We start from the raw sequence: 20,837 nt of genomic DNA, 5'->3' as shown, positions 1-20,837 counted from the left end.
TACCACTTTTTATTCCCACAGTAATTTTATTTTTTATAAGCTATGAGTTATACTATATTTATACCATATAACTAAAAAAATATAAAATTATAATTGAAAAATAAATTTAGAAAAATACTATTCTTCTCTATAAATAGAATGGGGATAAGAGAATTATTCTATGAGTGTGGTATAATATATACATTATTAAAAACTATTATTGGAGGTAAAAAAATGAGAATACTCAGAAAATTTATTTCAGAAAATATAAATTTAGAAGACAAAAAAATACATAAAAGAATAGCTGCTAGAGGTATTATATTAGATGGTGAAAACATCTTGTTACTCTACACTAAAAGATATTATGACTATAGCTTTCCAGGTGGAGGAGTCGATGAAGGCGAAGATCTGACTGAAGGTGTAAAAAGAGAGGTAAATGAGGAGACAGGAGCTAAAAATATAAAGATATTAAGTGAATATGGTGTCTATGATGAAATAAAACCCATCTATAAAAAAGATTATGACTACATCAATATGATTTCTCATTTTTTCATCTGTGATATCCATAAGGAATTAGGAAAAACTAATTTAGAAGATTATGAGAGAAAAAATGGGATGGATGCCAGATGGGTAAATATCTACGAAGCTATTGCCCATAATAAAGAAGTTATTAAAAATCAACCTGAAAACATTGGTCTTTACATAGATCGTGAGTTATTTATGCTAGAATTAGTAGCAAAAGAACTAATAGAAAAGAATTAAAAAACTTTACCACCAATTGTCACTAATCTACACGAAATGAAAAATAAGGTTTTGACACAGACAATTTAAAATACTTAGACGCAGACTAGAACGACTCTGAAAAGATGACTTTTTATTACTAAGATTAAATAAGAAATGATAAAACACTAACCTCAAATCGCACTAATATTTGAATTAGAGATGATTGGTGAAAATAAGATTGTACATCTGTGTAATCTGTGTCAAGTGTTTTGAATTTAATTAGAGATGATTTATAGCAAGAATTAGGGTATAAAAGGAGAGATAATAGTGGATAAAGCTTATGAAATTTTAAAAAAATATTTTGGATATACTACCTTTAAAGAGGGGCAAGAACCTATAATTAAAAGTATCCTAGAAGGTTATGATACCTTGGGGATTATGCCAACTGGAGGAGGTAAATCTATATGTTACCAAATCCCTGCTCTGATATTTGAAGGAATAACCCTTGTGGTATCTCCTCTTATATCCCTTATGCAAGACCAGGTAGATGCTCTGAATACATTAGGGGTTTCTTCTGTCTATATCAACAGTACCCTAACTGCCAAAGAGATGCATACCATCTATATGGAGATCTCAACTGGAGACCACAAGATCATCTATGTCACTCCAGAAAGATTTGAAAATTCGGAATTCATCGATAGGATCAGAATGGAGAAAATCTCTCAAGTAGCCATAGATGAGGCACATTGTATCTCCCAGTGGGGACATGATTTTAGAAGATCATATCTCAATGTTCCTAATTTTATAAAGCAACTACCAAACACTCCTATAATTACAGCATTTACAGCTACAGCAACTCCTAAAGTCAGAGAAGATATTATAAAAAACCTAAGGTTTAAACCAAATGTCTTTATAAATGGATTTGATAGAAAAAATCTAAAATTTACCACTATAAAAGGTGTTAACAGCTTATCTTATATCAAAAAATACCTAAAAGAACACAGTGATGAAGGAGGAATCATTTATGCTTCTACAAGGAAGGAAGTTGATTCCATCTATTCTGAACTATCAGACCGTGGGTACAAGGTAGGAAAATATCATGCTGGAATGTCTGATAAAAAAAGACAAGAAAACCAAGATGACTTCATAAACGACAGACTAACTCTTATGGTTGCAACAAATGCCTTTGGGATGGGAATAGACAAATCTAATGTTCGTTTTGTAATCCATAGTAACCTACCTAAAGATCTAGAAAGTTACTATCAAGAAGCTGGAAGAGCTGGAAGAGATGGATTAGATGCTCACTGTATATTGTTGTTTAACCCTAAAGATATCCAAACACAGACTTTTTTTATAAACAATAATCAATTTGAATCATCTGAAGAAATCATGAATATCAAACGTGAGAAATTAAGTGCTATGGTGAATTACTGCCATACTTCTAAATGCGTCAGATCATATATTTTAGAATATTTCGGAGATGACAAAATAGACAATTGTAACAATTGTAGTAACTGCTTAGATGACGGTGAAGTAGAAGATATAACAATTGAAGTTCAAAAAATACTTTCTTGTGTTTATCGTACTGAACAAAGATTTGGAATAAATATGATTGTAGGAGTTCTTGGTGGCTCTAAAAATAAGAGTATTCTTAATTGGAATTTAGATAAAGGTCCTACATATGGGCTTCTCTCAGACTATTCTCAAAAAGACATTAGAGCTTTAGTTGATCTTCTTGTAGGAGATGAATATTTAGACGTTACTAAAACAGAATTTCCAACTTTAAAACTTACTAAAAAAGCCTTTGAGTTTATAAAAAGTAAAGAAAATTTTACTAGAAAAGTAACCAAAATCCAAAGAAAAACTACCTATGAATGGAAAGGTAACTTTGATCTTCTTCGTAAACTTCGAGCTGATATTGCAAGAGGTGAAGGAAAACCACCATATACTATATTTTCTGATAAAACTCTTCAAGAAATGGCTAAATATCTTCCTACCGACTATGATGGTTTATTAGATATAAATGGTGTAGGAGAGAAAAAATATGAAAAATACGGAATGCAATTTTTAGAATTAATAAAAGAAATAAAAGGTGATACCACACCAATAGAAGTAAGGGAAATCGTAAAAAAAGAACCTAAACCTAAGAAGGCAAGTACCAAAGATAGCACTCATAGGATCTCCTACCAATTATTTTTAGATGGTAAAAATGTAGAAGAAATTGCAACTGAAAGAAAAAGTAAGTTTGATACTATCCTCAGTCATTTGTTTAAGTGTATAGACGAAGGATTAGAAGTTGATCTATCTCGAATTGTAAATAGTAAAAAAAAGAAATTAATATTATCTGCCATAGATAAAGTCGGCGGAACTATGCTTAGACCAATTAAAGATGAACTCCCAAAAGATATAGAATATTACGAGATCAAAGTGGTGTTGAAGGAGCTACAATCGTCATTGTAGAAACAGTCCTGTTGAAGCTCAATGATTATAAACTTCACTTACACTCTTCCTTTTTATGGTTTCTCTTCGTAAGAGAAACCAAAGCGATACCTTCGAAGAAATTACAACAGTTTTACTTATAACATTTAAAATTCATTTTTAATTATAATAAATTTTAATATTCGTTAATTGGGAAAACGTCAACAAGGAAAGAGTCAGACGAGAGAGGATCTTCTTCATAACCTAAAAAAGACTAGCGAATGAGCATTGCTCATCCTCTAGTCTTTTTATTCATACAGCTGATTTATTTTTTAAAATTGTTGTTTTTGTCGATAAAAATGCTGCAAATATAATTACGCTACTTCCTAATACTATCTTTAGAGTAGGTATTTCTCCCAATATAAAAGCCGCAAATATAATAGCATACACAGGCTCTAAACACGTAGTAACACTCACAGTACTTGCACTAATTCTCTTTAGTGACATAACAAAGAGTGTATGAGCTATTCCTGTAAAAACTACTCCTAATACTATCATAAAAAATATATCTTTTCTCGATGGAATTTTATTCCACAACAATAAAACAGGAATAGACCAAAATGATGCTCCCAAACATTGATAGAATGTTAGTTTAATACCTGATATTGAGCTTGAAAATTTCTTATTCATTATAGCTAAAACTGCAAATGAAAATCCAGAAAACACTCCCATAGCTATTCCACTTAACATCTGACTATCTACTCCATTTAGTGGTACTACCATGAAAATCCCAATAAAAGTTATGATAGCAGTGATAACTTTTTTACTCTCCAATTTTTCTTTAAAAAATAAAGGCTCCATAAAGGTTGTAAAAATCGGAAAACTTGAAAAAGATAATAATCCTAAAGCAACACTAGATAATTTAATGGCTTGAAAAAATGAAAACCAATGAAGAAAAAGTAATGATCCCTGTAAGATTATAATTTTTTTTGAAGTAGGAGAAGACATCTCTAATTTTTCATTTTTAAATTTAAGAACAATATAAAGAAATATTGTAGCAAATATAACCCGACCACTTACAATAACTTGGGCAGGTGCATCTATAAGTTTACCAAAAAGTCCCGATAATCCAAAAAGCAAAACCGCGATATGCAATATAATAAGATCCTTTTTCATTTATCTCCTCCTCTAATCTTTTTATATCCATAAATAGTATCACCTTTTGGTTTAAAACAAAAGGTAGAATTAGAAATTTCCAATTCTACCTTTTTTTGTTTTCCCTACTATTCTTCCCATTTTGTAAAGGGGAAGATATCCTTTTGGACAGATAGAGTTAGGATCTACTTTCTAATTTCAGTTACATTCATTTTAATTGCAGAGAATTTACACTTATCAAAACAAAGCCCACAACCAATACATTTTTCTTGGTCAACTTTATGTTTTTCTTTAACCGATCCTTCTATGCAGTCAACCGGGCATACTCTTGCACAAGCTGTACAACCAATACATTTTTCTTCAATTATTTCAGCTTTTTTAACTTCTTTAATCTCATTTATTATTGCATTTGTTGGACATTTCATTGAACAAAGTCCACAGTTGATACAAAGGTCTTTATCTATTTTTGCCAAATTATTAGTTATTGATATTGCCTTAGTTATATTACCATCGGCATCTTTTACTTCTACTGGACATGCTTTTACACACATTCCGCATGCAATACATGCTACAGTACAAGATTTTCTAGCTTGAGCACCCTTATCCTTAGAGTTACATAATACCGTTACTTTTTGATTCACAGGCATCATCTCTATGATATTTTTAGGACATTCTTTCACACACTTAGCACATGAAATACATTTTTCCTCATTTATAACTGCTATTCCTCTGGCATTGATCTCTATTGCATCAGCAGGACAGACTTTTACACAGTCTCCATATCCTAAACATCCATGCCAACATGACTTATCTCCACCAAAATAAAGGGTAGAAGTAGCACATGTTTTCATCTCAGTATTCAAATCATATATCTTAGTTGTCTTAGAGTTATCTCCTTGACATTTTACTCTTGCCACCTGCTTTACAGCGTCTGGGTCAGCACCTTCTCCACCCATAATAGCTGCTATATCATTTACAACCTGTGCACCACCAGGAGCACATAATGCAGGGTTAGCACCTTCTAAGGCTACTGCATCTGCATACCCTCCACATCCAGGGAATCCACAAGCTCCACAATTGGCACCAGGTAATATATCCATTATTTTTTCAACATTAGGATCTATCTCTACCTCAAATTTCTTTGAAGCAAAGGCTAAGAATAGTCCCATAGTAAGACCTATTCCTCCTAATACTAATATAGCGTATATCATTTCTAACCTCCAAATCTATGTCATAGATTAATTATTTAAATTATATTTTCATTCCAGAGAATCCCATAAATGCCATAGCTAATAATCCAGCTGTGATAAAGGCTATTGCTACACCTTGGAATGGTTTTGGTACATCTGCATATTCTAATCTTTCTCTTATCCCTGCAAGTAAGATAAGTGCCATAGTAAACCCTATTGCTGCTGACATACCATTTACAACAGTTTCAATAAAGTTATACTTCTCTTGAATATTTAAAATTGCTACCCCTAGTACTGCACAGTTAGTTGTGATTAGTGGTAAAAATACTCCTAAAGCCTTATAAAGGTTAGGTGAAGTCTTTTGTACTGCCATCTCAACAAATTGTACCAATGAAGCTATTATTAATATAAATGCTATTGTTTGTAAGTATTCCAATCCAAAAGGTACCAATAGATAGTTTTGTACTACCCAAGTTACTGCAGATGCCAATGTCATTACAAATGTAACGGCCATTCCCATCCCTATTGAAGATTCTACCTTTTTAGAAACACCCATGAAAGGACATATCCCCAAAAATTTAGCAAATATAAAGTTATTTATAAATATAGAACCAAATATGATCCCAAATAAATTTCCTAAATCCATCGATTATCCCTCCTTTTTCATTTTAATAAAATTTTGTATTGCTATGATAAAACCAATTGTTATAAATGCTCCAGGTGCTAATATGAATATTAACGCTGGTTGGAATGTAGGGGGAGTTAATTGTAATCCAAAGAAACTTCCATTTCCTAAAACCTCTCTAATAGAACCTAATACTGTAAGTGCTAAAGTAAATCCTAATCCATTTCCAATACCATCTAATAACGAAGGAAATACTCCATTTTTAGAAGCGAAACTTTCCGCTCTTCCTAAAATTATACAGTTAACAACTATTAGAGGTAAAAATAACCCTAATACTGCATATAGATCTGGAAGGTACCCTTGCATTACCATTTGTACGATAGTTACTAAAGTAGCTATTACAATGATATAAGCTGGTATTCTAACTTTTGCTGGTATCAAACTTTTTATAGCAGATATGATTACATTTGAACATGATAAAACCACCATTGTTGCTAACCCCATTGCCATACCATTTATAGCTGAGTTCGTTACACCTAGTGTAGGACATAACCCAAGTAATAATACAAATACTGGATTTCCCTTAATTAATGGATCTGTTAAAAGCTTCATATAGTTATTCTTAGCCATTAGTTTTTCACCTCTGCTTCAAATGCTTTAGTTGATTTTTTTACTCCAGCAAATACAGCTGTAGGAGATATTGTAGCTCCTGCAAAACCGTCTATACTTTTATTAAATTCATAAGACTTATCTCTACCAATCCAAAGAGCCTGCCATTCGGGATTGTCTACATTTGTTCCAAGTCCTGGAGTTTCTGACTGCCCAGTAACCTTTAGTCCAGTGATAGTTCCCTCCGTGTCTAATCCCAATACGAAAGTTATTACACCAGAATATCCATTAGTTTTTACAGTACTTGCGTACCCTACTAAATTTCCTGTAGCGTCATAACCTGGAATAAACGTTTCTTCTCCAGCTATTACTTCTTCTGCTTCCTTAAATTCTGAGGCCAAAGGTAACACTTGTTTTCTAGCTTCATTTACTATCTCTTTATTTATTTTTTCTATTTGTGGTGCAGTTATTGTATTTACACTCGATAATAATCCTGCTGCAATCGCTGCTATTACTAGTAATACAGCACCATAATGTACTAATCTATTCATTATTTTGCTACACCTCCAAACATCTTCGGTTTAGTGTATTTATTTATAAGTGGTACAACTCCATTCATTATTAAGATAGAGTATGCCATACCTTCAGGATATCCACCTTTAAATCTGATCAAAGTTACTAAAGCACCAATTCCAAAAGCAAATATCATTTGACCTTTTTCAGTATATGGAGAAGTTACCATATCTGTTGCCATGAAGAATGCTCCTAAGAATAATCCTCCAGATAATATATGCATCATAGGATCTCCACCGAATAATAATGCTCCTACTCCTACAGTTCCTATTATAATAGCTGGTACTTTCCAGTTTATTTGACCTCTATAGATTAAGTAAGCTCCACCTAATAATAGTGCCAAAGCTGAAGTTTCTCCAATAGATCCACCCATTCTACCTAATAGGGCATTTACATATGGATTCCCTTCTGCTACTAAAGTCCCATCTAATCCTCTCTTCATAGCATCTAACATAGTAGGTCCTGCTTGACCATCCAAAACAAATGTTGTTATGGCTACTGGCCAAGACGCTTGAACAAACGCTCTTCCAACCAATGCTGGATTGAATATATTATGTCCTAATCCACCAAATAACATCTTTCCTAATAAGATAGAAACTACACATCCAACTATAACTATCCAATATGCCATAGTTACTGGAACAACAAATGCAAACAAAATACCTGTTATGATTGCACTTCCATCTTTTATATCTATATCTTTACCCATTATTTTTTGCATAATTCCTTCAGTTGCCATACATGTTCCAACTGCGATCAATGTAATAGTCAGTGCTTGTATTCCAAATACATAAACTGCCATAAGTAATGCTGGTAATAAAGCTATTATTACGTCATACATTACTTTATCTACTGTCTCACTAGTTCTTACATGTGGTGAAGGACCCATCTTTAACAATTTCGCCACTTTTTTTCCTCCTAATTTCAATTAAATTTATTCTTCATATTTACACTTTGGTTTTTTCCAATATTAAAGTTTATTTTACCTATAAAATTAATATTCATGATTTGAATTCGCATTAAATTCAAATTTTTATTATATTAATTTAGATAATTATAAAATTCCATAAGCAAGGAAGAATTATTTTCTTGGCATAGCTCTTAATTTAGCTTTTCCAATATTGATAGCTTCTGTCAACGGTCTATTTGCTGGACAAATATAAGCACATGATCCACACGAGATACAATCCATTAATTTATATTTACCCATCTCTTCCCATTGATTAAATTTAGCTAATTTAGCATACATAAGAGGCTCTAATCCCATTGGACAGGCTCCTATACATTTCCCACAAAGAATACAGTTTTTAGATTTACAAGGATTTGTTTCTGCCGTTGTAAGTGCTAATAATCCAGATGTCCCTTTAACTACCGGCACATCTTCAGTATGTTGAGCCATTCCCATCATAGGTCCACCCATAACAAGTTTGTCTACCTCGTCTCTCTCTATACCTGCATAATCTAACATATCTCTAAACATAGTTCCTATTCTAACTTTTAAATTCATAGGTTTTTTGATTGCTTTTCCTGAAATAGTTACTACTTTTTCAATAAGAGGCATTCCTTTAACAATCCCTTCATATACTAGAGCTGCTGTTGCAGTATTTTGTACAACTACTCCTACAGCAGAAGGTAGTTTTCCACTTGGAACCTCTCTATCTAAGATAGCTTTGATAAGTTGTTTTTCTCCACCTTGTGGATATTGAGTTTTAAGAGGACAGATTTCAATTCCATTATCCCCTTCACTAGCTTTTATCATAGATTCTATAGCTTCAGGCTTATTATTTTCAATACCAATCTTAGCTTCCTTAACTCCTAAGACGTGCATGATTATCTTTACCCCTTCAATAATTGATTTAGGGTCTTCTAACATAAGTCTGTTATCTGCATTCAGATACGGCTCACATTCTGCTCCATTCATTACTAAAGTGTCTATAGTTACATCTTTTGGTGGATTAAGTTTAATATGAGTTGGGAAACATGCTCCTCCTACTCCTACTACTCCTTTTTCTCTAATCATTGCAAGTAAGTCTTCCTTTGATGCAGTTTTCCAATCTTTTATCGTTGTTAATTCCGCTAACTCTTCTTCCCCGTCATTTTCAATGATGATTGTATTTACCTTTCCACTCAGTGGAAATGGTAAAAATTCGATCTTTTTAACTTGCCCACTCACTGGTGAATGAACCGGTGCTGACATAAAAGCTTCGCTATCTGCAATTTTTTGACCTTTTAATACTCTATCCCCAGGTTTAACTAAGGAATTAAGTGGTGCACCAATATGTTGCAATAATGCCACATGTATCATTTTCGGTGCGTCAAAAGTTTGAATAGCTTCATTTTCAGTCTGTACCTTGTTGTCAGAAGGGTGTACCCCACCTTTAAACGTAAACAGTTTCATCTACAAAACACTCCTTTTTGTTAATTTATATTTAATTATTTTTTCGAATTTTGCTCTTAATTTTACCACAATTCATTAAGTAATACCACAATTAGTCTTGTGAATTAATTATTTTTATCCTTTAAAATCCTAAATAACGCTCTTTTTTTTATAAAAAAGTTAACTATTACTACACATATTTTCAAAATCTAAAATAAGGTTTTATTGCTAAATACCACATGTTTTTTGAAACTTTTTTTATTCAATATACCATAAATTTCTTTGGATTTTTTTATCTTGAATATTTTTTTTCTTAAATTCATTCCTATAAAAACTCCTAATTTTTCTTTTCTATCTTCAATCAGGATTTTATTTCCTAAAACCTCACTGACTTCCTCTAATTCCTCTATGTGACTAGGATCCCAAAGAATTGTTCTTCTTTCTTGTTCCAACGAATACTTGATAGTATGAAGTGTCCCTCCTGTTTTACCTGTCTGTACCACAAATATCCCACAGGTCATCCCAGATTGAAGACGATTTCTTAGAATAAAAAATATAGATAGATTAGAAGTTGTTGGTGGGAGTTCTGACATAAGAAATCCATTTTTTTCCAATATTTTTTCAGATAACATCCTATTTTCTTTAGGATATATAGGAGTTGCTAGACCCTGACCTAATATTGCCCCTGTCTGTCCCTCTCCTTCTAAACTTCCTAAATGACCATACTCATCACACCCAAGAGCTAGTCCACTAATATTCCACCAATTATTTTGTGCTAGCAAAATTCCCATCCTTTTAGCCACTTCACGGCCATATTTTTTCTCCGGCTTTCGACTGCCAATTATTGCCAAGGATTTTTCTAACTCACTCTCATTAGGAAAATAACCCCTATAAAATATTATAAATGGAGGATCTTTTAGTCCCTTCAAATTTTTAGGATAATTTTTAGAAAAATATTCTATATATTTTATTTTTTCTCTTTCGCAAACTTTAAATTCATCACCTATCCTCAATTTTAATTTTTCTAAGTTTAAAATCCCATGTTTTGATAAAAAATATAAAAGTGCATTTTTCACTCTTTTTTCAGCCCTTATCCTAGGGTTTTCTAGTTTTAATATATGCACTGCTTCTAAGATTATCTTTCTCAAAAAAATTTTATCTAATTTAAATATATTTTGTTCTCTCTCCATAGAATAAAAAAATAACTTATATAAAAGGTCATGGCTTAATTTTGGAGTGGGGAAACCTTCCTCTGAAATATCTGAATATATCAATGAAAATAGCATCAACTCCTTGTCATTATAGATCATAGAATACCTCCTTCTAATTTTATAACATCGTGATTTTTTTAACAATTCTTAATAAAAATTTTAATAGAAGAGAATATAAATATTTAATCAGTATTCTATATAACTTAAATTTTCTTAAAAAACAAATTTCTTTTTTATATTTATACTGAAACAGTATAAATTATAGACTCTTTAAGTAAGCTTCTAACGAAACAAATACAATGCTAGATATAAAAAATGGCTTTTGAAATAATTTCAAAAACCCTTTTAATATTATTTTATTTTCTCTTTCAACAGCACTACTGCGTAGGATTTCACTCCTATTTCTTCCCCAGTAAATCCTAACTTTTCCTCAGTTGTAGCCTTTACACTGACCCTATTTAATTCTAAATTTAATTCTTCTGCTAGATTTTTTCTCATCTCAACTATATATGGTTTTAATTTAGGTTGCTGCATCACTATTTGAGAATCGATATTTACTATCTCAAATCCTCTATCAGCTATAAGTTTTTTTACATGACTTAATAATTTTATACTAGATATGCCTTTATAAGCTTCATCTGTATCTGGGAAATGCTGCCCTATATCCCCCAAAGCCAGAGCTCCTAACAACCCATCCATGATAGCATGGATGAGTACATCTGCATCTGAGTGACCTAATAATCCTTTTTCAAATGGTATCTCTATACCACCTAAGATCAATTTTCTTCCCTCTACTAACCTATGAACATCGTATCCATTTCCTATTCTATACACGGCTTTACCTCCGTAACCTACGGTAAATTTTATAATTTATAATTGATAAAGGAAAATTAATTTCTTGATTTTCCTTTATTCATTTTCAATTTAGGCTCTATGCACCTGTTATTTCACTTCGTTATAAATTTTTTCATAAAATTCTATTATCTCTTCTTTAGTTACAGTTGATGTTCCCATCCTTCCAACTACTATTCCTGCTGCTACATTGGCTATTTTTGCTGCCTCATGCCAAGATGCTCCTGCTGCTGCTGCCAATGTAAATACAGAAATCACAGTATCTCCTGCTCCAGTTACGTCATAAACTTCTTTGGCAAAAGTAGGAATATTTATAATCTCACCATCTAAAAATATACTCATTCCCTCTTCACTTCTAGTAAGAAGTAAGTTACCTAAATTTAACTTCACTTTTAATTCTACCCCTAATTTCTCTACATCTTCTATCTTAGATAATCCCATACATTCCATAGCTTCCTTTCTATTAGGAGTCATAGATGTAGCTCCTAGATAGTTTATGGCATTACTTGGTTTTGGATCTACAGTTACTATTATATTATTTTCACGAGCTATTTCAATAACTCTTTTAGCTAAATTTGGTGTAAGTACTCCCTTGTCATAATCCGATAAGATTATAGCATCTAAATTATTTAAATGAGGCTTTAAATTCTCAATGATAAGTTCTTCATGGTATGAAGTTATATCTTTTTTATCTTCCCAGTCCAACCTTAATAATTGCTGATGCTGAGCAATTATTCTTCTCTTTACTATGGTCGGTCTATCCTCTGCTGTTACCATTCCAAATGTATTTATATTCTCTTTCTTTAGTTCATTTAATAACCTAGTTCCATTTCCATCATTTCCTATCACTCCAAAAGAATGACAATTACATGAAAGAGTAGCTAAGTTATTTAAGACATTGGCTCCTCCACCTAAAACAAATCTTTCTTCCTTTACATTGACTACAGGTACTGGAGCTTCTGGTGATATCCTCGTAACCTCTCCTATAATATAGTCATCTAACATCATATCCCCTATTACTGCTATAGTCATATCTTTAAATTTATCTAAAATATCTATTAATCTAGTTTTGCCAACCATCTTTCCTCCCATTAATCACATTTTTTATGTATTCTTAGTATAACATCACATCTATATTTTTTCAATTTTAAAAACCGTGACAAATAACGGCCACGGTTCACTAAAAATATCTATATTTATTTTTTAAAAATCATATCTCATACCTAAACTCACAAAATAATTTGTTCTATTTCTTACAATTGGTGAATCTCCAATTTCATTACCTACATACTGGATCTCTGACAAATTAAATATTGAAATTTTAGGAGTAAGTTTATAAGTAACTACTGCTCCTACCCCAGAAGCGTATGCAAATTTATTTGGATCATAAACTTTATTCAACTTAGTATTTCTAGAATCATTTACCTCGTCTTCAGTTACACCGAAATAATAATCTACCATATTTCTATCTATTAAAGTAACATTTATTTGTGGAATAATAAATAATTTATTAGTTAACATAAAAGGTCTAACAGCAGATATTTTTCCAGATCCGCCTCTTTCCCCACCTCTTATTTCTCCTACAAGCTTTATTCTTTGAAAATCAGTATTATAATCCATTCTTAACCCTAATTCAACTTGAGTTTTTCTACTATGTATTCCTTTGTATCCCTCTTTCATATCAGAATTTTTCAATTGAGTTGCCCCTATTGCTCCACCGACACCCTGGAGTGTTATTCCACCAAAAAGCTGTGAAAACCCAGTCAAAGTTAATTTTGGATTCACTTTATACTTATAGCCTAATTCAGTTCCTTTAATATAAACATTTTCCCTTGAAAAAGTTATAAACGGTATGTAATTCAATGATTTTTCTTCTACACGATAAAGTTTGCTCCCGTGCCCGGCCATAAACCCTAAAGAAAATTTATATTTGGACTTTGATTCCTTTGTTACTCTATCACCATCTGAAAAACTCAGTATAGATAATAAAATAAAAATAACTAAAATTAATTTTTTCATATATTTCCTCCTAATTTAAAACTTTCTTTTTATCTTACCACAATTAAGCAAAAAAAATCTTCTACTTATAGAAAGTAAATATAAGAGAAAGTTTAGTTTTGTATTTATTTCTACTGTTTCAAAATTTAAATTCTTTTATTCTTTTATTCTTTCTAATTTCATGATTCCTAAAAAAATATAAATAAAAATTAATTTTTTAAAATTAAAACTTTTATTTCAAAATATTTTATTTATCCTACTGTATTTAAAAATTCTTTTATACAATTATTTACACTCTCAGGATTTTCTAAATTTGAAATATGTCCTGCACCTTTAATGACTCCAAATTTAGAGTTTTCAGTTAAATTACTCATCTCTTTAGATTCCCTAGCAGGTCTCGGAATATCAAATTCTCCAGATAAATATAAAGTAGGGATAGTTATTTTTTTTAACTTTTCTAGAACGTCGTCACGACCAAAAATTCCAAACCCAGTAGCAACTATAGTATCTATTTTTTCTTTTGGTAAATTTAATAAATGGTTATAAAAATTTAAGTATAATTCTGTTTTTTTCTGTGTTGTTTCAGGAGAAAAAAACATTGGTGTTATAATATCTACCATCGGTTCTGGTATAAACTGTAATTTTTTTATACTATTAAGCAATTGAAAATATCCTTCTTTAGCTTCTAAAGGTTCCTTACCTAAGTATGAATCCATTATAGTCATACTTTGAGCTCTTTTATCCTCCGCAATATAAGAAGCTAACATTCCACCTACAGATAAACCTATGTAGTGATATTTATTTATACCTAATTCTTTTAATACTTCTATAACATCTTTAGACATCTCTTTTATTGAATAAACTTCAGCATTCTCAGATAAATTCGACGAATCCCCGTGACCTAATAAATCGATAGAAATACATTTAAAGTTATCTTTAAAGAAATCTATTTGAGGTCTCCACATTTCTTTGTCCCATAAAAACGAGTGAATAAAAACTAATACTTCGCCCTCTCCTTCAGACATATACGCAAATTTTTTATTATTTTTTAAAGTTATATAATTCATTTTTCCTCCCTAGTTTATATTAAAATAATAGTAATCAATTTTTTTTATTATACCATAACACCTGTATTTTATAAAAATAAAAATAAAAAAATAAAAATCAGATGAGCTAAGTAAACTATACCCTTTATCAAAAATATCTAAAAAAGATATCAAAAAACCACGAAACTAACGTTTTTTACAAGCGTCTAGTTTCATGGTTACAGCATAGAATATCGTATCTACTTATTTTCGATTGATTTAAGACTAAATACCAATTTTACCCCATTAGTTTTTTCAAATATTTAAAAAAGTCCTTCTTATGTTCTTCAGATGTGATACAAACATTTGAAAACATCTCCATAATCTCTTGGTTAGTACTGTTTAGAGCTGATTTTACAGCTAGAGATTGATTTAATATATCTCCACAATATTCTCCATTTAGGAGCATTTTTTTCATTCCCTTTACTTGACCTTCAATCTTATTTAGTCTAGTAATAATACTTTTTCTAGCTTCGATTATCTCCTCATCATTTAACTTTGAAATAGTACAAATTAGATCGAGATCCTGCTGCCAAGATTTTAATCCACCCTTCATCCCATAGATATTTTCAAATCCTAAACTAGTCATCTCAGTGCAAGCCTTTTGACTTATACGTCCTACAGCACAATATATGAGATATGTTTTTTTTCTATCTAATTTTTTTATTTCTCTTTTGAAAATACGTGGCTTTTTAAAGTCTATTAAGATAGCCCCCTCTAATCTTCCCTCATATAAAAATTCCTTTTCAGTTCTTACATCGATGATAACCATGTCACTTTTTTTTGCTATCAGTTTTTTTGTTTCTTGAGGTGAAATAAAATTGTATACAGTTGTTATAGTTTCGCTTTCCATAGATAAATACCTCACAAATTTAATTTTAAGTAATAGATCTATTATAACCTTTATGATTATTTTCTGTCAATTTAATAAAATTAAAAAAGACCTCAATATTGATTTTAAATAAAACTAAAGAAGAGATATCAAAACATTAAGATTTTCTAAAAATATAGCTTACTCTAATTTGGAAGTTTCTAGAATTTTTTATTGATACTACTAAAAATTGATTTTAGATGTTCCCTCAATATTCTATATTTAGAAGCATATATTTAGTTTCTAAAAGCAAAAATATTACAGATAATTAAAAAAGTTGACCAAACCACTTTTAATATAGTATAATTATTTTATTAAAAAATTAAAATTAAATATGTAACATCTTATTAAGAGAGACAGAGGGAATTGGCCCTATGACGTCCGGCAACCCCCATTTTGGGAAGGTGCTAAATCCAAGCGACTTTAAGTCGTGAAGATAAGAGGAATAAAAATTCGACCTCTTATTGATAAAATAAGAGGTTTTTTTATTTAATTACAAAACTCTTTTCTTGTTAGAGTTTTCCCGATTAACGAATATTAAAATTTATTGTGATTAAAAATGAATTTTAAATGTTATAAATAAAACTATTGCTAATATAGTTTAGATTTGGTTTCTTTTTCGAAATCGATATTTATAAATTAAGATTTGATAAACTTAATTTCAATAATCACTGTAAATACCTAGGAGGAATAAAATGAAATTAACTACAAAACATGTTGTAGCCATCGGAATAGGAGCAGCACTTTATGGGGTACTATCTGCAGTATCATTACCAATAGGACCCAATACATCTCTTAGAATAGCTATTACACTACTTACTATATTCGGTGCACTATTTGGTCCGTTGGTTGGATTTTTAGTTGGATTTATCGGTCATGCTCTAAATGATACTATGATGTATGGTGGAGTATGGTGGAGTTGGGTTATGTTATCTGCTATGATAGGATTTTCCATGGGATTTATCAGATTAGATAAAACTTTTGACCCTGAAAATGGAATTTTAAATAAAAAACATATAATTAAATTATATATGTACGCAGTGATTGGAATGATATTAGCAGGTCTTGCAGCCTATATCGGAGATGTATTTTTCTACGGTGAGCCTTCAAACAAGGTATGGATTCAAATCCTTATAGCCACAACTTCAAATTTTGTTGTAACAGCTGGTTTAGGAATTCCTGCTGTAATTATGTTAGCTAAAAGAAAAAGCAAACATAAAAATTTAACAGCTGAATAAATTTTAAACAAGGAGATACAAATGGTAAACAAAGCAAAAAATATTATTGAATTCAAAAATTTCACATTTCAATATAGGAGTTTGGGTACTCCCACATTAAAAAATATAAACCTATCTATACAAAGTGGAGAAAAGGTTCTTATTGCTGGTCCATCTGGATCAGGTAAATCTACCTTGGGACATTGTCTTAATGGACTTATTCCATTTTCTTATACTGGTGAGATCAGTGGAGAATTGAAGGTAAATAATATCGAGCCATATAAAACTAGTATCTTTGATATTAGTAGTCATGTTTCTACCATCCTACAAGATCAAGATGGTCAATTTGTAGGTCTAAGTGTAGGAGAAGATGTCGCATTTAGAGATGAAAATAGAAACGTTTCAAAAGATATAATGAAACAGAATGTAATGACGGCTTTAAAGAAAGTAAATATGGAAACTCATATCCTCAAAAGTCCTCAAGAACTAAGTGGTGGATTGAAACAAAGAGCTTCCTTAGCAGGAATAGTAATGAGTGACGCACCTATACTTCTCTTTGATGAACCATTAGCAAACCTAGATCCTGCAAGTGGAAGATCTGCTATGAAATTAATCTCCTCAGTCCATGAAAAATCCAATAAAACTATTGTTGTTATAGAACATAGAATAGAGGATGTTTTAACTGAAAAATTTGATAAGATAATCATCATTGATAATGGAATAATAGTTGCATCCGGTACCCCTGTAGAGTTAATCTTAGATGGATCATTGAGACGTTTCGGACTACGTGAACCGTTATATATAGAAACTTTAAGACATGCCAATATCGATCTAAAAGACTTGGATATTTTAAATATAAATAGCTTAAACACCTCAAATATCAAACAAAATATAAATAACTGGATAGAAAATGTAAAACCTAAATTTCTATCTTATAATGAAAAAATATTAGAGGTTAAAGATCTAACTTTCTCATACAATAAAAAAGATAATATCATTAAAAATATAAATTTTGATCTATATAAAGGAGAAATAATATCACTTCTAGGAAATAATGGAGCAGGTAAATCGACCTTATCTAAGGTCATCACAGGTATTTGCAAAAAATCAAGTGGAACTATCTCCTACAATGGAAATAATATAGATAATTGGAGTATCAGAAAAAGAGGGCAAAAAATTGGATATGTTATGCAAAATCCAAATCATATGATTACTCAGGAAACTCTCTTAGATGAGGTAAGTTTCGGATTAAAACTTCGTGGATACAAACAAAATGAAATTTTAGAAAAAGCTGAAAGTACTCTTAAAATCTGTGGGTTACATTCTTTTAGAAACTGGCCTATCACAGCTCTTAGTTATGGTCAGAAAAAAAGACTGAGTATCGCTACAATCTTAGCTCTAGACCCTAGTATTCTAATCCTAGATGAGCCTACAGCTGGACAAGATTATAAACATTATTTAGAATTTATGCTATTTATAGAAAGTTTGAGTAAAATCGGGTTGAGTATCATATTTATTACCCATGATATGCATCTAGCCCTAGAATATAGTCACCGTGCCATTGTCTTATCTAATGGTGAAATTATCCGAGATGATATAGTTTCAAATGTGTTATCCCATACGACAACTTTAAAACAGGCAAATCTGAAGAAAATCTCCGTTTCAACATTAGCAGATGTTCTAAATATAGATGAAAAATTGATGCTAGAAACTTTTATAAATAATGATCACAAGGAGATGATATAGGTGACTACAACAGGAACTTTATATATCGATAAAAAATCTCCTATTCATTCTTTAGACGGAAGTATAAAACTATTAATGTTACTAGTTTGGACAGCTGTAGCCTTTATGTTTACAGATATTAGAGTATTTTTAGGACTCATCTTAGGAGGAGCTCTACTGATCAAAATGGCAAACATTACATTTAAAGAAGTTAAACCCTTGGTAATATTTTTACTAATATTTACCCTCTTTAATTCTTTATTTTTGATCTTAATAACTCCCACCTACGGTTCGGAACTTATAGATCAATATACACCTATATTTAATATTTTAGGGAGACCTCTTACCTATGAGACACTATGGTTTGCCGTGACATTATCTCTAAAATATCTTTCTATACTGCCTATAACTATCATATTTATCTTTACAACTCACCCTAGTAGGTTTGCAAGTAGTTTAAATAAGATTGGTGTTTCGTATAAGATTGCATACGCAGTCAACATAGCTCTTAGGTATATCCCAGATGTCAGAGATGAATTTGTGAATATTATGCATGCTCAAGAAGCTCGTGGAGTAGCTTTTAGAAAGGGTGAAGATAGCCTTATAAATAGATTTAAAAATTATAATACCATCCTTATCCCATTAGTTTTATCTTCATTAAACAGAGTAGAAGTAGTCTCAAACGCTATGAATCTACGTGGATTTGGATCTGAAAAAACTAGATCTTGGTACAATGGAAAAAAATATGATAAATTTGATTTTTTAGCCATTACACTACTTATCATAGGAACAATTATAGGAATCTTAATAGAAAAATTTTATCTAAGTGGATTTTGGTACCCATTTTAAAACAATTAATAAATTAATAAAATAATAAAGAATCAAGGAGGAACAAAATGACAAACAAAATTTATTTCACATCTGAGTGTGTATCACCAGGACATCCAGACAAAATCGCAGACCAAATTTCAGACGCAGTATTAGATGCTTGTTTAGCAGGAGATTCAAAATCAAGGGTAGCTTGTGAGACTTTTTGTACCACTGGACAAGTAGTAGTTGGAGGAGAAATCACTACTACTACTTATGTAGATATCCAGTCAATCGTTAGAAATAAAATTACTGAGATTGGATATAGACAAGGGATGGGATTTGATGCCGACTGTGGTGTATTAAACGCAATTCATTCTCAATCACCTGATATCTCTCAAGGTGTAGATACAGGTGGCGCCGGTGACCAGGGACTCATGTTTGGAGGAGCAGTAGATGAAACTCCTGAACTTATGCCTTTAGCACTAGTTTTATCTAGAGAGATCATCAGAAAATTAACTGATATCACTAGAAGTGGAGAATTAAAGTGGGCTAGACCAGACGCTAAATCTCAAGTAACATTAGCATATGATGAAAATGGAAATATTGATCATGTAGAAACTATTGTTGTTTCTGTTCAACATAACCCTGAAGTTACAAATGAAACTATCAAAGAAGATATCATAAAATTAGTTATCACTCCTGTTTTAGAGAGCTACAACTTAGATGTAAAAAAAGTAAACCATTTCCATATTAACCCAACTGGTAGATTTGTAATTGGTGGACCTCACGGAGATGCAGGACTTACAGGTAGAAAAATCATCGTAGATACATATGGTGGATTCTTCCGTCATGGTGGAGGAGCATTCTCTGGAAAAGACCCTTCAAAAGTAGATAGATCTGCTGCTTACGCTGCTAGATGGGTTGCCAAAACAATTGTAGGAGCTAAGTTAGCTACTAAATGTGAACTACAACTTTCATATGCTATAGGAGTAGATTATCCTACATCTATCAAAGTTGATACTTTTGGAACTGGAACAGTTGAAGAAATTATATTAGCTCAAGCTGTAATGAAAATATTCGACCTTTCACCTAGAGGAATAGAGGGAGCTCTTGAACTTAGAACTCCTAAATTCAAATATCAAGATCTTGCTGCATTTGGACATATTGGTAGAACCGATATAGATCTTCCATGGGAAAGATTAAATAAAGTAGAAGAATTAAAAAAAGAGTTAAACATAGGATAAAAAAAAGGAGATAACCAAATGGTTATCTCCTCTTCTATATAAAAGTTATTGAACTCTTACATCTGTGAATAAGAAACACTAATTACTTAGTGATTTTTCCTACTACACCTGATGCTACTGTTCTTCCACCTTCTCTTATTGCGAATCTTAATCCTTCTTCCATTGCGATTGGATG

General features: G+C 31.3%; 20 protein-coding genes and 1 riboswitch. Of the genes, 6 read left to right on the top strand and 14 right to left on the bottom strand.

Going from position 1 to position 20,837, the window contains the following annotated elements; all coding sequences use genetic code 11:
- Positions 1 to 213 precede the first annotated feature (213 nt).
- Complete coding sequence (locus tag WBG30_RS07195; protein ID WP_424503961.1) at positions 214 to 741, top strand: NUDIX hydrolase; 528 nt, start codon at positions 214 to 216, stop codon at positions 739 to 741.
- A gap of 288 nt (positions 742 to 1,029) precedes the next feature.
- Positions 1,030 to 3,162, top strand: coding sequence for a DNA helicase RecQ (gene recQ / locus WBG30_RS07190; protein WP_424503960.1), 2,133 nt, complete (start codon positions 1,030 to 1,032; stop codon positions 3,160 to 3,162).
- Positions 3,163 to 3,432: 270 nt separating this feature from the next.
- Here recQ and WBG30_RS07185 read toward each other — a convergent pair whose 3' ends face one another.
- The 13 genes from WBG30_RS07185 to WBG30_RS07125 all read right to left on the bottom strand — a co-directional run bounded on the left by WBG30_RS07185 (position 3,433) and on the right by WBG30_RS07125 (position 15,648).
- On the bottom strand, positions 3,433 to 4,296 hold the full coding sequence (locus tag WBG30_RS07185; protein ID WP_424503959.1) for a DMT family transporter: 864 nt from the start codon (positions 4,294 to 4,296) through the stop codon (positions 3,433 to 3,435).
- A gap of 164 nt (positions 4,297 to 4,460) precedes the next feature.
- Positions 4,461 to 5,486: an RnfABCDGE type electron transport complex subunit B gene (locus WBG30_RS07180; RefSeq protein ID WP_424503958.1), complete on the bottom strand. Its 1,026-nt coding sequence runs from the start codon at positions 5,484 to 5,486 to the stop codon at positions 4,461 to 4,463.
- A 40-nt stretch (positions 5,487 to 5,526) separates the two neighbouring features.
- Positions 5,527 to 6,111 (bottom strand): electron transport complex subunit RsxA, encoded by a 585-nt coding sequence (gene rsxA / locus WBG30_RS07175; RefSeq protein ID WP_424503957.1) that lies wholly within the window; start codon positions 6,109 to 6,111, stop codon positions 5,527 to 5,529.
- Between the two features lie 3 nt (positions 6,112 to 6,114).
- Positions 6,115 to 6,720 carry an RnfABCDGE type electron transport complex subunit E gene (locus WBG30_RS07170; protein WP_424503956.1) on the bottom strand — a complete coding sequence of 202 codons (606 nt, stop codon included), beginning with the start codon at positions 6,718 to 6,720 and terminating at the stop codon, positions 6,115 to 6,117.
- Positions 6,720 to 7,253 (bottom strand): RnfABCDGE type electron transport complex subunit G, encoded by a 534-nt coding sequence (locus WBG30_RS07165; protein ID WP_424503963.1) that lies wholly within the window; start codon positions 7,251 to 7,253, stop codon positions 6,720 to 6,722. Before WBG30_RS07165 ends, WBG30_RS07170 begins: the two co-directional genes overlap by 1 nt.
- Positions 7,250 to 8,179, bottom strand: coding sequence for an RnfABCDGE type electron transport complex subunit D (locus WBG30_RS07160; protein ID WP_424503955.1), 930 nt, complete (start codon positions 8,177 to 8,179; stop codon positions 7,250 to 7,252). The genes WBG30_RS07165 and WBG30_RS07160 overlap by 4 nt, the downstream gene beginning before the upstream one ends.
- 174 nt (positions 8,180 to 8,353) lie before the next feature.
- Positions 8,354 to 9,670 (bottom strand): electron transport complex subunit RsxC, encoded by a 1,317-nt coding sequence (gene rsxC, locus WBG30_RS07155; RefSeq protein ID WP_424503954.1) that lies wholly within the window; start codon positions 9,668 to 9,670, stop codon positions 8,354 to 8,356.
- A 188-nt stretch (positions 9,671 to 9,858) separates the two neighbouring features.
- Complete coding sequence (locus tag WBG30_RS07150; protein WP_424503953.1) at positions 9,859 to 10,959, bottom strand: DNA-processing protein DprA; 1,101 nt, start codon at positions 10,957 to 10,959, stop codon at positions 9,859 to 9,861.
- A 252-nt stretch (positions 10,960 to 11,211) separates the two neighbouring features.
- Positions 11,212 to 11,694 carry a 2-C-methyl-D-erythritol 2,4-cyclodiphosphate synthase gene (ispF, locus tag WBG30_RS07145; RefSeq protein WP_424503952.1) on the bottom strand — a complete coding sequence of 161 codons (483 nt, stop codon included), beginning with the start codon at positions 11,692 to 11,694 and terminating at the stop codon, positions 11,212 to 11,214.
- 108 nt (positions 11,695 to 11,802) lie between these two features.
- Positions 11,803 to 12,792, bottom strand: coding sequence for a D-glycero-beta-D-manno-heptose-7-phosphate kinase (rfaE1, locus tag WBG30_RS07140; RefSeq protein ID WP_424503951.1), 990 nt, complete (start codon positions 12,790 to 12,792; stop codon positions 11,803 to 11,805).
- Between the two features lie 123 nt (positions 12,793 to 12,915).
- Entirely contained in the window at positions 12,916 to 13,731 is an 816-nt protein-coding gene (locus WBG30_RS07135) for a MipA/OmpV family protein (RefSeq protein ID WP_424503950.1), read from the bottom strand.
- 230 nt (positions 13,732 to 13,961) lie between these two features.
- Positions 13,962 to 14,777 carry an alpha/beta fold hydrolase gene (locus WBG30_RS07130; protein ID WP_424503949.1) on the bottom strand — a complete coding sequence of 272 codons (816 nt, stop codon included), beginning with the start codon at positions 14,775 to 14,777 and terminating at the stop codon, positions 13,962 to 13,964.
- Between the two features lie 256 nt (positions 14,778 to 15,033).
- On the bottom strand, positions 15,034 to 15,648 hold the full coding sequence (locus tag WBG30_RS07125) for a metal-sensing transcriptional repressor (RefSeq protein ID WP_424503948.1): 615 nt from the start codon (positions 15,646 to 15,648) through the stop codon (positions 15,034 to 15,036).
- 359 nt (positions 15,649 to 16,007) lie between these two features.
- Positions 16,008 to 16,109, top strand: a riboswitch (SAM riboswitch).
- Positions 16,110 to 16,361: 252 nt separating this feature from the next.
- Between WBG30_RS07125 and WBG30_RS07120 the strand changes: the two genes are divergently transcribed.
- Genes WBG30_RS07120 through metK form a run of 4 tightly spaced genes read left to right on the top strand, consistent with a single transcriptional unit; the run spans position 16,362 to position 20,662 of the window.
- Positions 16,362 to 16,904 (top strand): ECF-type riboflavin transporter substrate-binding protein, encoded by a 543-nt coding sequence (locus WBG30_RS07120; RefSeq protein ID WP_424503947.1) that lies wholly within the window; start codon positions 16,362 to 16,364, stop codon positions 16,902 to 16,904.
- 21 nt (positions 16,905 to 16,925) lie between these two features.
- Complete coding sequence (locus WBG30_RS07115; RefSeq protein WP_424503946.1) at positions 16,926 to 18,629, top strand: ABC transporter ATP-binding protein; 1,704 nt, start codon at positions 16,926 to 16,928, stop codon at positions 18,627 to 18,629.
- The gene (locus WBG30_RS07110; protein ID WP_424503945.1) at positions 18,630 to 19,457 is read left to right on the top strand and encodes an energy-coupling factor transporter transmembrane component T family protein; all 828 of its coding nucleotides are present in this window, start codon (positions 18,630 to 18,632) and stop codon (positions 19,455 to 19,457) included.
- Positions 19,458 to 19,504: 47 nt separating this feature from the next.
- Positions 19,505 to 20,662 (top strand): methionine adenosyltransferase, encoded by a 1,158-nt coding sequence (metK, locus tag WBG30_RS07105; RefSeq protein ID WP_424503944.1) that lies wholly within the window; start codon positions 19,505 to 19,507, stop codon positions 20,660 to 20,662.
- A gap of 82 nt (positions 20,663 to 20,744) precedes the next feature.
- Here the strand turns inward: metK and WBG30_RS07100 are convergent.
- Positions 20,745 to 20,837 (bottom strand): hypothetical protein (locus WBG30_RS07100; RefSeq protein WP_424503962.1); only part of this gene is annotated, 93 nt, incomplete at its 5' end.

It is taken from the genome of Psychrilyobacter sp. (genome assembly GCF_049671765.1).
Lineage (GTDB): Bacteria > Fusobacteriota > Fusobacteriia > Fusobacteriales > Fusobacteriaceae > Psychrilyobacter.
This window is presented reverse-complemented; position numbering and strand designations above follow the sequence as displayed.